Below are 12010 nucleotides of genomic sequence, written 5' to 3'. Positions count from 1 at the left end.
GAGCGACCATGCGCGACCTGCTGAACAACATCCATCCCGTCACCGTCATCCCGCCCGGCACGGCGCCGACCGACAACACCGCCGTCGTCTCGGCCATCGTGGATCGGCTGGGCTTCGGCTCCGTGACCTTCGTCATCCTCACCGGCACGCTGGCCGATGCGGACGCCACCTTCAGCGTGCGGATGGACCACGGCGACGCGGCCAACCTGTCCGATGCGGAGGAGGTGCCCGACGCGCTGCTGGTGGGCACCGAGGCCCTGGCCGGCTTCACCGCGGCCGACGACGGCAAGACCCGCAAGCTGGGCTATGTCGGCGGCAAGCGGTACCAGCGTCTCACCGTCACCCCGGCCAGCAACGCCAGTGCGGCGAACCTGGGGGCCGTGGCGATCCTGGGACACCCGGTCAACGCCCCCACCGCCAACCCGCCGGGCTGACGAGGCCGCTTCGGCATGCCGTACGCTCCCCCTCGTATCTGCAAATGCGGCGCCCTGGTCCCAGCCGGCCGGGCGTGCCCGCGTTGCTCGAAGGCTGCCGAGGCCGCCCGGCCCGACCGTCACCAGCGCGGCTATGACTCGGACTGGTACCGGCTGCGGCGCCGTCATCTGGAGACGCATCCCGGCTGCGTGGTCTGCGGATCGACCGAGGGCGTGGACGTGGACCACAAGCTCAGCATCCGGGAGCGGCCAGAGCTGCGGCTCGCCCCCTCGAACCTCCAGACCCTTTGCCGGCTGCATCACAACCGCAAGACCCACGGCAAAAGGCAGGGATAGCAAGGGGTTGGGGATAGGGGGTCTCCAATTTCCTACGCTGGGGCCGGGTACCGGTGGGGAGTCTCGCTCGCGAGAGAGACGAATTGAGCAAATCGGATAAGGGGATGGTGCGATGCGTGGACGGAAACCGGATCTGAAGGCAATCGACGGCGGGCTTGCCCGGCTGCCGCCCGCGCCGTCCTGGCTGCCGACCGAGGCCAAGGCGGAATGGCGCCGGGTGGTGCCCGGTCTCCGCGCCCGCAAGACCGTGACCCGCGAAGACCTGCCCATGCTGGAAGCCTACTGCTTGGCCGCCGGCACCGTGCGCCGCATGCAGGCGACCATTGCCACCGAGGGCGACACGATCAAGACGGGCAAGGGCGAGGTGCGGCGGCATCCCGCTTTCCAAACCATGTTCCAGGCCCTGACCGAAAGCCGCCGGCTGGCGGCCGAGCTGGGCTTGACCCCGGCCAGTCGCAACAAGGCCGCTCCCACGGAAAACGACGATGACGACCTTTCCGGCCTGGATCTCTGACGGCTCCGACATCCCCGACCCGCTGGGCTACGGGCAACGTGCCGTCGACTTCCTGCGCGTGCTGCGCCACCCGAAATCGACCCTGCCCAAGCGCGGTTTCCAGCTTCACGACTTCCAAGAGCGGCTTGTCCGCCGCATCTACGGCCCCCGTCACCCGGACGGCCGGCGGATCGTCCGCAACGTCGTCATGCTGCTGCCCCGCGGCGGGCGCAAGACCAGCCTGGGCGCCGGCCTGGGGCTGCTGCACACCATCGGCCCCGAGCGGGTGCCCGGCGGGTTGGCGCTGTTCGCTGCGTCGGATCGCGAACAGGCCCGCATCGGCTTTGAGGAGGCGGCCGGGATCTGCAGGGAAGACCCGCGCATCGGCGACAAGCTGCGCTTCATCGACTACCGGCACCGGATCGAGCATCCCAAGAGCGGGTGCCAGCTTCGCGCCATCTCCTGCGACGCCGCCCGCTCCCACGGCACCACTCCCACCTTCGCCCTGGTGGACGAACTGCACGCTTGGCCCAAGCGCGACCTGTGGGACGTGATCCGCACGGGCTTGGTGAAGGTGCCCGGCTCCCTGTGCGTCGTCATCAGCACGGCCGGGCGCGGCCAGCAGAACGTCGCCCACGACATCGTGGACTATGCCCGCCGAGTCGCCCGTGGCGAGATCGACGACCCCGGCACTCTGCCGGTGCTGTTCGAAACCGCGGCCGATGCGGATTGGCGGGATGAAAAGGTGTGGTACCGGGCCAACCCCGGCTTGGTCCACGGTTTCCCCGACATCGAAGGGCTGCGCCAGCTCGCCCGCGAGGCGGAGAACCGGCCGGCGGATCGGGAGGCGTTCCGGCAACTGCATCTGAATGTGTGGCTCGACCACTCGACCGATCCGTTCGTGGAGATGGCCGTCTATGACGCTGGCGCGGCGCCGCTCGACCTCGACGCCCTGGCAGGGGCGCCGTGCTGGCTCGGGGTGGACCTGTCCAGCAACTCGGATCTGACGGTGGTGGTGGCGTGCTGGCGGATTGGCACCGGCTATGCGGTGCTGCCGTACTTCTTCTGTCCGGGCGACAACCTGCGCGGCCGGCAGGACCGGGACGGGGTGCCCTATGTGCGCTGGGCCGATGACAGGCTGATCCAGCCGACGCCGGGCAACGTGGTGGACTTCCGCGCGGTGGAGGACTGCATCCGCGACCTGTGCGACCGCTTCAACGTGGTGTCGGTGGGGATCGACCCGCACCTTGCCCGCTCGACGCTGAACACGCTGACCGAGGACGGCTATCCGGCGGTGGAGGTGCGGCAGGGGTGGGTGACGATGGCGCCGGCGATCAAGGAGCTGGAGCGCGCCATCGTCGGGCGGCAGTTCCAGCACGGTGGGCATGAGGTGTTACGCTGGTGCTTCGACAACATCCAGGTGGAGACTGACCGCGCCGGCAACCGGCTGTTCAGCAAGGGCAAGGCGCGGGAGCGGATCGATGGTGCTGTGGCCTGCGCCATCGCCGTGTCGCTGGCGCAGCACGGCGAGGCTGGAGGCTCGATCTACGATCTGGACTTGCCGGACGATGAATTCTTTGTCTGAGCGAAGCCTTCGCACACCACTCTGTGCAGGACGACAAGGAGAGCGAGAAATTCAGCAGGGACCGGTCCACCGGCCTGATGGACGGAGCCACTGGTGCGGCTATGGCCCGGGGGCGCACTTTCAGCGGTGAAACCGGCCCCAGCGTGCACGAGGGCGAGGGCCGGCAGGAGGGGAAGAGAGTGGCATAGGGTGAGGCTGAAGCCGAGAACACAGCCGAAAATTCAATCCTTCCGATTTTCTTGCATCTCTCAAATGTCCTCGTCATTGTCGGATTGCATTGAAACCAGCTTCTAGCGATATCTGATGAATGCCTCTCATCCCGCCGCCTTAGACGCTTCCCAGGAAAGCCCTGTGGCTGTTGACCTCGAACGGCTCTTCCTTAGCATGATGGACAGAATGGATTGGCGCGTTGGCGGAAACGTGCTCAGGTATTCCGGACTTCGACCGAGTCACGGATGGCTAGGAACCATCGCGAAATTTCGGAATGCGGCACGCAAGCTTGCGATTGGACAAAAAGAAGGTAGGCGACTTTACTCGGTTTATAGGGAAAATCTTGCCTGCGGGGACCGGTATATAAGATTTTACGATGTATCCGAACAGCAGAGAAAAGCTCTTATTCAGTGGGCTTTAAATTTGAATATTGAAGCTAGCGTTTTTTCGCGAGCTTTCCCCTACATGCTCACTGAAGCGCAGCTTGGGTCCATCGAGCCCAACAAATCTTTAGTGTCTGCGGTTGAGGAGTACTCAACCGGATACGCAGTGTTTTTTGCAGCGAACAGAGTGCATCATGTTCGTGAACGAATCGACACTGACAAGATGACAGCAACGGTTTCAAAAGTATTTGAACAATATGACGAAGTTATTGGCGTAAAGGTAACTCGCAAGCAGGCTATGGACGTGGTTTGGCTGCCTAAAAGCCATGGCCCGATTGAGGTAAGAATAGACGTTCAAGCTTGCCCCATCGTGGAAACATCTATGTCAGCGCATGAGGATATAAGACAAATAGTGAACGCATCGTTTGGAGTGAATATACTGAAAACTCCTGTAAATCTATTTCCATCGATCAAAAAGCTATATGACTCTCCAAAAGAAGGGACCGTTGTAGAGATGGCATTCCTTACAGGGACTGCATCCATTAAGCATGAGACAATGCGAAAGACTGGCAAGTGTCTTCGTGAGGAAAAATTCCATGAAGCAGGTGTGGATGCACTTGAGGGAGACATTAGAGCGTACCTAATTAGCATTACATGGCCTCACCAATTTGGTAGCGACTACCACTCATTCCCCGAAGCAAATCTTCGAGGAACGTCCCGTCTTCTTGACGAGCTTGCGCCGAAGCTACATGATTTATCGATACGGCGAGCGTGGGGGCTGGCCGACTTTGACTTAGCCCGCAACAAAGTGCTGGCACACCTCTGAAGCCATGCAAACATTCGAAAAAATATCCTGGGAAATAGGCGAAGACCTTAGGCAGCGTCTAGGAGGCGCTGTCGAGGCCGAAATTTGCCAGAAGGCTATACTGTATCTATTGAAAACGCCGACCGAACGGTTAGAGATGCTATCCCTTAGTTCGTTGAACGACGCTCTTGATCGCCAGTATGAACGTGAGCAGCTTCTCAGAAGTTTGCAGATTTTGTCTGGATCTTGGCTAGATCTTCTGGAGGTGTTCTTCAAATACTATGACGAAGTCAGAGATGAAGAAATCGATGTGGAGCTTGAAAGCGTATCTGATGCCGAGGAGAGTGGGCAGTTTATTCATCCGGCTACTGGTATGCCTATAGACAATTATAGAAATAATCTTTTTATGTATTTTGGGGCCTCCAAAAAGCTCAGAGATATGAAGAGCCGTCTCCATGCTTGATAAGATTACTGTTAAGGAGTTCGCTGAATCAGCGTATTGCCCGGCGGGGCAAGCTGCTTACTTCAAATCAAAACTTTGTACGGATTACGCCGGCTTTGTTTCCGCTGTGCATCGTGCAATAGATAGCGCAGTGGCAAAGATGTGCGAAAATAGGAATTTTTTGCAAGATTTGAAGGAAAATCAATTAACATTACACATTACATCCGCTTTGACTCATATGGGTTTTGACGCAAAGCTAGATGCGAATAGCAACGGGCATTGCGATGTCTCAGTCAATGATCCGCGAGGTTACCAATGGCTAGGCGAAGCAAAAATTCATAAAAATGATTATGATTGGTTATATGATGGCTATCTTCAACTTACTACAAGATATGCAAGTGGTTCAAAAGATCAGGACAATGGTGGCTTGATCATATATTGCTATATGAGCAGGGCTGATTTGATGATGACACGTTGGCTGGATCATCTGACCAAAAAAGTATCTAGTATATCAGCGGCCGTGTGCCCGGTGAATAACCGTTGCTCAATCACGGAGGACATGATTTTGGCCTATGGTGTAAAATACAAAGTTCGGCACATCCCTGTTGCTCTGTTTCATGACCCTGTTGTTTAATATTAAATTAAAGAGCATGTTTGATCTTTGGCGACGCTGATTGTGCCGATCTCTGTGAAGCCTAGCCTTCACCATGGCACCTTTAATCTAGCGCCTGTGTTGGGAATATCCCAAGCTGACTATAGCCCGGTCTCCAGATTTGCCGCGGGCGGAATGCGGTTACCGCTGTGATGCTTGCTGACGCGGTCAACGATAGCGAATGTGGCGGCCCTGCGGGTTGATTATACAGGACCGGCACATTCGTTTGCATTGCTGAAAGGCTGGAAAGAAAGTCTTCGGTATACAACGCGGATTTTTACCATGTCGCATGTGCGATCAACCTCGTACCGCACCGAATACCGGCTGCGTGACGCGGTTAATCCTTTTCAACTGCGCTGATGAAATGGGGTGAGGTAACGTTGATGATCTCGCCCGTCGATGCAAGCTGAATCAAGGGGTGTTCGTATCTCGCGATGGTAGCGAATTGCACTGTTTCGCCACCATCGACAAGTGTCCTGATTTCATAGGCTTTCCCAACCTCGAACATAGCCACGCCTTCCTTCAAAAGTTCAGGACACATCCGTGAGTCCCTACTTAATGGGAGAGCCATCGCGGCGTCGCCAAACGCCGCGTTGCTCATATGCATGTTGTCGGTTGAAACAACGCCCCGTGGTGAGGCATTGTGGGAAGTGGAGCGTGGAAACTCCCGCAGCGGGGCCTTCGCAGGGCCTTGCGCTGCATCCGTGATAGGTGGATTCCGTCGCCAAACGGAAGCCGCTGAAAACTGACGTGCCCGCCGCCAAGCGGGCGCGACCGGCACTACTATGCCGGGAGTCCGTCCGCTATACAATAGCCGAAAGGCGAAGGCGGTCGGGCACGTTCTCACGGGCGTGTTTCCACCCTCCCGGCGCCAGTGCCGTTCGCTGGCCCCGGCCGTGGAAAGCCGGTTAAAACCGTGAGCAACAACATGTCCAAAACCGACTCGGTTCTGGTCGACGACGGCTCTTTGCCGCCGCTGACACCTGACCAATCTGCGCCTCTATCTAGCGCTGCGAATTTCCTCCGCTCCAAGCCGATCCATGGTTCCCCCGCACTGGCCGAGGCACTGGACGCTGTGTCCGCCTTCGGTCGACTCCCCGCCTATCGCCGTCTCCAGATCGCCCGCCGGGGGGTGAACCATGGGTAAGAAGCACGCCCCCGTGATGAAGCTACTCGAAGTCGCCGTGCCCGAGACTTCCGTGCCGCTCCTGCACCTCTCCGATGCGATCACCTCCGGAGCCTGCGCCGCAAACCTCCTGCTGCTTGTTTATGAAACCCGACTGGCTGCCATCATCGGCCCGGAAGATGATCTGACCGCACAAGTCGGATACCTGATCTACGCCTTGAGAGAGCACGCGGCGAAGGCTCGGGAAGCCTGCGACACCCTTGAGGGCATCAAGCTGGAGGTGCCCCATGCGTGACTATAGCTTCGCCCGCCAGCCGGCCAGCCCGCCAACCGAGCCGATCTTGCCCAACCGGCCTCATCCGGACTCGGAACTGCTGTTCGCGTGGGACAGCTACACCGCCGCCGCGACCGCCTTTGAAGTCGCGTCGGATGCGGATGGAAAGCTCTACGAAACAATCATGGATACGCTGGCCGACCGCATCGAGAGGATCAAGGCCCGGACCATGGACGGCGTGGAGGTTCAACTCCGCTATGTCTTCGCATGCCACATGGACACCAAGGACGCCTGGAACTCCGCCGTCCACGATGAGGACGTGTCGGAGGCGCTGGCCGCCAAGCTGGAGGGGGACTGCATCGGCCGGACGCTGTGGGCCATGATCCAAACTGCCCGGCAGGCAGGACGGGCGGGAGGTGCGGCATGAGCGCCCCGTTCGGATCAACCGTTATCCCTGCGCTGGGGATGACCTTCGCGGAAGGCGCTGCCAAGTTCCTCAACCTCTTTGGCGAACATGAGGCCGACTCCAAGGCCGTCCCCGAGAACTGGCCGGATCATCTGGTGACGGAGGCTTGCGACGTCCGGCTTGCCATGTTCTCCAATCCGCCACAAACGGCGGATGACGCGCTGGCCGTGCTGGAGCTTCTGGCGCACCCGGAACATGGACTGCCCAACGGGAGCTGGATCGAGGGGCAGGAGTCGGCCGTTGTCAACTTGCGCGACTTCATGGCGAAGCTGGGGGCAAAGGGCGTCAAGATTACAGACACCCCTCCGGGCACCCCCTCAACGACGTTCCTCCCTCAACCTCCTTACCCCCTCAACGGCGTTACCCCCTCAACGACGTTGAGGGGTTGGCAGGAAGCCGGCGCCCCCATCCTCTGGCGGGAACAGCCCGGAGCGCGGTCCCGCGCCTCCCGGTACACCGTCATGGACTGCACCATCGTCGGTCCCTTCTTCTTGGACGTGATCCTGCAGGACGAACCGGACACGCCCGAGGCCCCGTTCCTGTGGTCGCTCTGCCGGCTGCTGGGGAACGAGTTCATCATCCGGGGCGATGAGACGACGCTCGCCAAGGCCAAGGCTGCCGCAGAGGAAGCGGCAAGGGTGGCGATGGCCGCGGAGCCGTGTGAGGTGGCTCCGCCCGATCCAGGGACCGGCGCACCCGCCACAATCGGCGGAGCCGTCAAGGCGTTCGATGCCGGTCGCTGGGGAGCCTCCTTTGAAGCCTGGGCCGAGTACGCCAACGATGACCGGTTGGAGGCGGATCTTGCCATCCTCGCGGAGCGGTTCCGGCTGGCCCTGGCCGCCGCCGGCCCCATCACCAGCATGGACGATGCGCTGGCGCTGGCTGCCCTGCTGCACGAGGTGACGGAGGAAGCCTGCAACCCGGACTGTTGGCCGCTCTACGGTGCCCGCGCCTCCGTGGTGTTGGTAATCGCCGATGCGCTGGCCGAGCTGGCGCGGCGCGGCCTTCAGTCCGCCGGCATTGTCACCGGAATGCCCTCCTTACCGCCGACCGCAGCCAAGTAAGCGGCGGCTTTTGAAACCCACCTTCGCGGCGCTGGGCATCCGGCGCCGCACCCTTTCCCGATGGAGAACAGGCCATGGCAACTGTGCGCGAGCGTGAATGGACCCACAACGGCGCAACCAAGAGGGGGTGGGAGGTGCGCTATCTCGACCCCTCCACCGGGAAGCGCCCCAGCAAGACGTTTAAGCTGAAGAAGGACGCGGACGCTTTCCGCCGCAAGGTGGAGCGTGAGATAGAGGACGGTGTTCATGTTGCCCCGAAGGACAGCGCGACTGTTGAGGCCGTCTGCGACCTGTTCATGCGCGATGTGGAAATGCGCTGGCGCGACGGCAGAATTGGGCAAGGGCGTTTCCGAAACCTCCATGTCGCAATCAACCGGCACACCATTCCTTTTATCGGTCAGCACAAATTCAACGAAATCACATGGCAAATCGTTGATGATTGGTATCGAAAGTTAAGAGAGAATGGACTGTCGTCCGGAACGGCTCGACAACAACTCTTCACGCTTGGAATGCTTGAGGATTTCGCCATCAACTTGGGGGTGACGAAGCAAAAAATCATCAATGATTACCGAAAGAGCCTTAAAGGCGGGAGTGCCGTAAAGATCCGGACCTTCGAGATCGGCGACGTGGCTAAGCTCTTGGAGGCGCTGAAGGAGCGCCCGACGAGGCACCGGGAGAAGACCCACGCCATGCTTAACTGCGTCGTCAATCTCGCCTTGTTCTGCGGACTGCGATACGGCGAGATTATGGGCCTGACCGTCGAGAACGTGGACCTGAACAACGGCACCCTGAAAATCAGGCACAGCCTCACCAAGTGGGATGACTTGAAGCCGCCGAAGACGAAAGCCGGTATTCGGGACGTGCCCATGCCGGACCATCTGCGGGAGCTGATGCGGGCCTGGATGGCAACCTGGGTCAGCGAAGAGGAACGCGGCTTGGTGTTCCGCTCCGTCACCGGGGGGCCGATCACCGGGCCGAAGTTTCATCTGACCCACTGGCGCCCACTTCTGAAGCGCGCTGGCCTGGGCGATGATGAATCCGACCGACTGCATTTCCACGCTCTGAGGCATTTCGCGGCTAGCGTGCTGGTGGCGAACAACCTGCCCCTGCCGGATGTCGCCGCCATGCTGGGGCACAGCAAGTTCGACATGACGTTGCGTGTTTACGCTCACCCGCTGACCGGCATTGAGCAGCGGCGCACGGCGGTTCAGGGGATCGCCGACTCTCTGGTCTGAGGGAAATTCCAGACCTCCGTGACGCAAGGGTGACGCATCCCCTCCTAAGTCACTGAAATTCCGTAGCATGCAAAACCCCGACGTGATGCTGCCGGTGAAGCTGACCGGCTCGAAGGACAGCCTGACCGGTGCGCAGCTGATCGTGAACCGGTTCGAGTTCGTCCGCTGATCTGACGAGATCCCGCGACCAACGGGAAAGAGGCTGCCGGCCCTGCCGGCCGCATGACGGCACGCGCGGGCCGCGGGCGGGCGTTTGGTCGGCGCCAGCCCATCCATCGCACATTTCCGACCAACGACCAAATCAAGGACTTTCGACCATGGCAAACCTCGCCTCCCTGAAGCGCAGCTCCACCGCCCTCACCACCGGCGCCTGGAAGCGCCCCGATCCCGATCTCGATCTGCAGATCCTCACCCGCGGTTACACCGACGAGTATCAGGACGCCCAGGCGTCCAAGCAGCGCAAGGCGGCCAAGGGCTTCGGCGGCGATCCGGAGAAGCTGCCGGTGGCGCTGAAGCGCTCGATCAACATCGAGTGCCTGATCAAGCACTGCCTGATCGACGTCAAGATGAAGGACGACGACGGCGCCCCCGTCACCTTCGAGGAGTTCTGCGACACCATCCGCGATCCGGATTTCTCTGAACTCGCCACCGCGGCCTTCACCGCCGCCGGCATGGTCTCCGCCGACCGTGAGGCCGACGCCAAGGAAGCCGAGGGAAACTGACGGCGGCCCTCCGGGACCATCTCAACCGCAAGGCGGACAGCAACGACCTGCTGGCCGACCTTGCGGAGGATGACCCAGACGCGGCCGAGATGGTGGCTGCCCGCCTGGAGGACGAGGGCGAGGTGGTCGAACCGCTTCCGTGGTGCCGGTGGGCGTGGCGTGCCTGGCACGCGCTCTCCGACGACCGGCAGTGGCGCAGCGGCGGTATGGGGCCTTCGACCCCCTGCGGTATCCCGTGGTCAGTGGCCCGCGCCTATGCCGCCGACCACGGGCACGACCTCCGCCTCCTTCTCCGCCTGCTCCGCGCCATGGATGGCGTCTATGCCGAGTGGTGGGCGGAGAGGGTGAAGGAGGTTTCCGAGAAGAAAGAGCAGTAGAAGCAGGAACCTTAATCAAGTTTTCTGCTTCTATTCACAACCCCGATGAGTGAGGCTGAGATATTGGCAAATAGAGAACGCTGGTAAATAAACCAGGGGTTATACTTATTTGCACTAAGTTATTACTCGCTTCATCGCGCCATTTCTTGATTTTGTATTTCTGATTTACCTCAATCGGCTGCCCGTATTTTCCCATCAAGTCATCTTCGAGTTGATAGCTTTTCGATATATCTGATAAATTTAGAGAAATTCCGCCAAGCTTTTCGTCTCTGAACAGAAAAGTGCATGTAAATCTGTATGGACCGGTCTGGTATTCGGCAAGATAAAGCCCGGCCAATTGCAGAGACGCTATGCTGTGATCTTTAATTCCCTTTTGATCTAATTTGATTGCTTTTCCTCCGGAAGCGGAAAACACCGCATCAGGCGACATACCCCATTTCGTATATTGCCAATCCGCAAGTGCTGGGGTTGCCGACAGGATAAATGCAAACAGAACCACTAAAAGTCGCATAACCGTGCCTCCTAGTTGAAGAGTCCGACACTCGCTAATGGCGTGTCGCGAGTCCAGCTTCGAATTACCCCACTCTGGGTTTCTACCGATCTCGCTTTACCAATCTCGTGATGGATCTGTCATGGCGAAAGCGGCAGCCTTCAACGCCCGGCTTCGGGTCTTCGTGGATCGGGCGCTCTCTCCGGAGGCGCAGTCCCGCCGGCTGGCCGAGATCGCTATTGCCGAGCGGGACCGGCTCATCGCCGCCGGACGGGCCTCCCGGCGGTATAAGCTCTGGGTCGATGGGGTGGAGGGCGCTCCTGAGACGGCGGTGCGCCCGGCAGACGGCGGGCGGATCGTCTACCGGTTCAGCATCATGGGGGCGGTCTGCACCTTCGCCCTCAGCTTCCTCATCAACCGTTCGCCGCCCCGGTCCTCCGCTCCGCTGAACCCGGCTACGGGCAAGACGGCGCATTATCGGGATGGCTTCTATTTCGGCATCAAGGACAGCGCCTCCGCCTATGCGGGCAAGGGCGACTCGGCCGGCCGGTTCGTTCCTGCCGCACAGTTCAACCCGGCGGCGCTGTCCCCCACCATCACCGAAATCATCATCGGCAACGTGCTGCCGTATTCGCGCAAGGTCGACGTGCAGTTGATCGGCGGGCAGTCGCTGTCCTTCCCGGTGCCGCCCGGCCTGTTCGATGACGCGGTGAAGGCGATCCGCTCCCGCTTCGGCGACCTCGTCGAGGTCAAGCGGGTCTACACGATGGATTTCCCCAACCAGTACCGGCTGAAAACCCGGCAGGTCTGGACCACAGGCAAACGCAAGGGGCTCTCACGCGGGCGTCAGGGTGCGCGCGTGGAAAGCCCTGCCCTGATCATCCGCCCACGGCGCTGATACCCCCGAGGACCCGCC

16 protein-coding genes are annotated in these 12010 nt (G+C 60.4%); 14 read left to right on the top strand and 2 right to left on the bottom strand.

What is annotated here, in order from left to right; genetic code table 11:
* Positions 1-8: 8 nt before the first annotated feature.
* The 7 genes from ABNQ39_RS06995 (at position 9) to ABNQ39_RS06965 (ending at position 5322) form a co-directional block, all read left to right on the top strand.
* Positions 9-434, top strand: coding sequence for a hypothetical protein (locus ABNQ39_RS06995; RefSeq protein ID WP_376959646.1), 426 nt, complete (start codon positions 9-11; stop codon positions 432-434).
* 15 nt (positions 435-449) lie between these two features.
* Complete coding sequence (locus ABNQ39_RS06990) at positions 450-770, top strand: HNH endonuclease signature motif containing protein (protein ID WP_376959645.1); 321 nt, start codon at positions 450-452, stop codon at positions 768-770.
* A 112-nt stretch (positions 771-882) separates the two neighbouring features.
* On the top strand, positions 883-1284 hold the full coding sequence (locus tag ABNQ39_RS06985) for a phage terminase small subunit P27 family (RefSeq protein WP_376959644.1): 402 nt from the start codon (positions 883-885) through the stop codon (positions 1282-1284).
* On the top strand, positions 1256-2848 hold the full coding sequence (locus ABNQ39_RS06980) for a terminase large subunit (protein WP_376959643.1): 1593 nt from the start codon (positions 1256-1258) through the stop codon (positions 2846-2848). The genes ABNQ39_RS06985 and ABNQ39_RS06980 overlap by 29 nt, the downstream gene beginning before the upstream one ends.
* 351 nt (positions 2849-3199) lie before the next feature.
* Complete coding sequence (locus ABNQ39_RS06975) at positions 3200-4267, top strand: hypothetical protein (RefSeq protein WP_376959642.1); 1068 nt, start codon at positions 3200-3202, stop codon at positions 4265-4267.
* 4 nt (positions 4268-4271) lie between these two features.
* Positions 4272-4709, top strand: a complete 438-nt coding sequence (locus ABNQ39_RS06970) for a hypothetical protein (protein WP_376959641.1) — start codon at positions 4272-4274, stop codon at positions 4707-4709.
* Positions 4702-5322: a hypothetical protein gene (locus tag ABNQ39_RS06965; RefSeq protein ID WP_376959640.1), complete on the top strand. Its 621-nt coding sequence runs from the start codon at positions 4702-4704 to the stop codon at positions 5320-5322. The genes ABNQ39_RS06970 and ABNQ39_RS06965 overlap by 8 nt, the downstream gene beginning before the upstream one ends.
* A 355-nt stretch (positions 5323-5677) precedes the next feature.
* On the opposite strand, the gene ABNQ39_RS06960 is transcribed toward ABNQ39_RS06965, so the two are convergent.
* Entirely contained in the window at positions 5678-5941 is a 264-nt protein-coding gene (locus ABNQ39_RS06960) for a hypothetical protein (RefSeq protein ID WP_376959639.1), read from the bottom strand.
* A gap of 538 nt (positions 5942-6479) precedes the next feature.
* On the opposite strand from ABNQ39_RS06960, the gene ABNQ39_RS06955 reads away from it, so the two are divergent.
* From ABNQ39_RS06955 to ABNQ39_RS06930, 6 genes are all read left to right on the top strand, one after another.
* Positions 6480-6761 carry a hypothetical protein gene (locus ABNQ39_RS06955; RefSeq protein WP_376959638.1) on the top strand — a complete coding sequence of 94 codons (282 nt, stop codon included), beginning with the start codon at positions 6480-6482 and terminating at the stop codon, positions 6759-6761.
* On the top strand, positions 6754-7167 hold the full coding sequence (locus ABNQ39_RS06950) for a hypothetical protein (protein WP_376959637.1): 414 nt from the start codon (positions 6754-6756) through the stop codon (positions 7165-7167). Before ABNQ39_RS06955 ends, ABNQ39_RS06950 begins: the two co-directional genes overlap by 8 nt.
* A complete protein-coding gene (locus tag ABNQ39_RS06945; RefSeq protein ID WP_376959636.1) occupies positions 7164-8270 on the top strand; it encodes a hypothetical protein in 1107 nt (368 codons plus the stop codon). Before ABNQ39_RS06950 ends, ABNQ39_RS06945 begins: the two co-directional genes overlap by 4 nt.
* A 74-nt stretch (positions 8271-8344) precedes the next feature.
* Positions 8345-9505, top strand: a complete 1161-nt coding sequence (locus ABNQ39_RS06940) for a site-specific integrase (RefSeq protein ID WP_376959635.1) — start codon at positions 8345-8347, stop codon at positions 9503-9505.
* A gap of 317 nt (positions 9506-9822) precedes the next feature.
* Positions 9823-10227 (top strand): hypothetical protein, encoded by a 405-nt coding sequence (locus tag ABNQ39_RS06935; protein WP_376959634.1) that lies wholly within the window; start codon positions 9823-9825, stop codon positions 10225-10227.
* An 89-nt stretch (positions 10228-10316) separates the two neighbouring features.
* Positions 10317-10604 carry a hypothetical protein gene (locus ABNQ39_RS06930; RefSeq protein WP_376959633.1) on the top strand — a complete coding sequence of 96 codons (288 nt, stop codon included), beginning with the start codon at positions 10317-10319 and terminating at the stop codon, positions 10602-10604.
* Between the two features lie 34 nt (positions 10605-10638).
* Here ABNQ39_RS06930 and ABNQ39_RS06925 read toward each other — a convergent pair whose 3' ends face one another.
* A complete protein-coding gene (locus ABNQ39_RS06925; protein ID WP_376959632.1) occupies positions 10639-11115 on the bottom strand; it encodes a hypothetical protein in 477 nt (158 codons plus the stop codon).
* 121 nt (positions 11116-11236) lie between these two features.
* On the opposite strand from ABNQ39_RS06925, the gene ABNQ39_RS06920 reads away from it, so the two are divergent.
* On the top strand, positions 11237-11992 hold the full coding sequence (locus tag ABNQ39_RS06920) for a hypothetical protein (RefSeq protein ID WP_376959631.1): 756 nt from the start codon (positions 11237-11239) through the stop codon (positions 11990-11992).
* Positions 11993-12010: the final 18 nt, after the last annotated feature.

Source organism: Azospirillum sp. A26 (assembly GCF_042604635.1).
GTDB lineage: Bacteria > Pseudomonadota > Alphaproteobacteria > Azospirillales > Azospirillaceae > Azospirillum > Azospirillum palustre.
The sequence above is the reverse complement of the archived record's forward strand: the minus strand, read 5'-3'. Positions and strand labels throughout refer to the sequence as shown.

Bases quoted from the DNA above. Each gene is read 5' to 3' on its own strand.
- ABNQ39_RS06995 (WP_376959646.1), top strand. From the start codon at position 9: ATGCGCGACCTGCTGAACAACATCCATCCCGTCACCGTCATCCCGCCC.
- ABNQ39_RS06990 (WP_376959645.1), top strand. From the start codon at position 450: ATGCCGTACGCTCCCCCTCGTATCTGCAAATGCGGCGCCCTGGTCCCA.
- ABNQ39_RS06985 (WP_376959644.1), top strand. From the start codon at position 883: ATGCGTGGACGGAAACCGGATCTGAAGGCAATCGACGGCGGGCTTGCC.
- ABNQ39_RS06980 (WP_376959643.1), top strand. From the start codon at position 1,256: ATGACGACCTTTCCGGCCTGGATCTCTGACGGCTCCGACATCCCCGAC.
- ABNQ39_RS06970 (WP_376959641.1), top strand. From the start codon at position 4,272: ATGCAAACATTCGAAAAAATATCCTGGGAAATAGGCGAAGACCTTAGG.
- ABNQ39_RS06965 (WP_376959640.1), top strand. From the start codon at position 4,702: ATGCTTGATAAGATTACTGTTAAGGAGTTCGCTGAATCAGCGTATTGC.
- ABNQ39_RS06960 (WP_376959639.1), bottom strand. From the start codon at position 5,941: ATGAGCAACGCGGCGTTTGGCGACGCCGCGATGGCTCTCCCATTAAGT.
- ABNQ39_RS06955 (WP_376959638.1), top strand. From the start codon at position 6,480: ATGGGTAAGAAGCACGCCCCCGTGATGAAGCTACTCGAAGTCGCCGTG.
- ABNQ39_RS06950 (WP_376959637.1), top strand. From the start codon at position 6,754: ATGCGTGACTATAGCTTCGCCCGCCAGCCGGCCAGCCCGCCAACCGAG.
- ABNQ39_RS06945 (WP_376959636.1), top strand. From the start codon at position 7,164: ATGAGCGCCCCGTTCGGATCAACCGTTATCCCTGCGCTGGGGATGACC.
- ABNQ39_RS06940 (WP_376959635.1), top strand. From the start codon at position 8,345: ATGGCAACTGTGCGCGAGCGTGAATGGACCCACAACGGCGCAACCAAG.
- ABNQ39_RS06935 (WP_376959634.1), top strand. From the start codon at position 9,823: ATGGCAAACCTCGCCTCCCTGAAGCGCAGCTCCACCGCCCTCACCACC.
- ABNQ39_RS06930 (WP_376959633.1), top strand. From the start codon at position 10,317: ATGGTGGCTGCCCGCCTGGAGGACGAGGGCGAGGTGGTCGAACCGCTT.
- ABNQ39_RS06925 (WP_376959632.1), bottom strand. From the start codon at position 11,115: ATGCGACTTTTAGTGGTTCTGTTTGCATTTATCCTGTCGGCAACCCCA.
- ABNQ39_RS06920 (WP_376959631.1), top strand. From the start codon at position 11,237: ATGGCGAAAGCGGCAGCCTTCAACGCCCGGCTTCGGGTCTTCGTGGAT.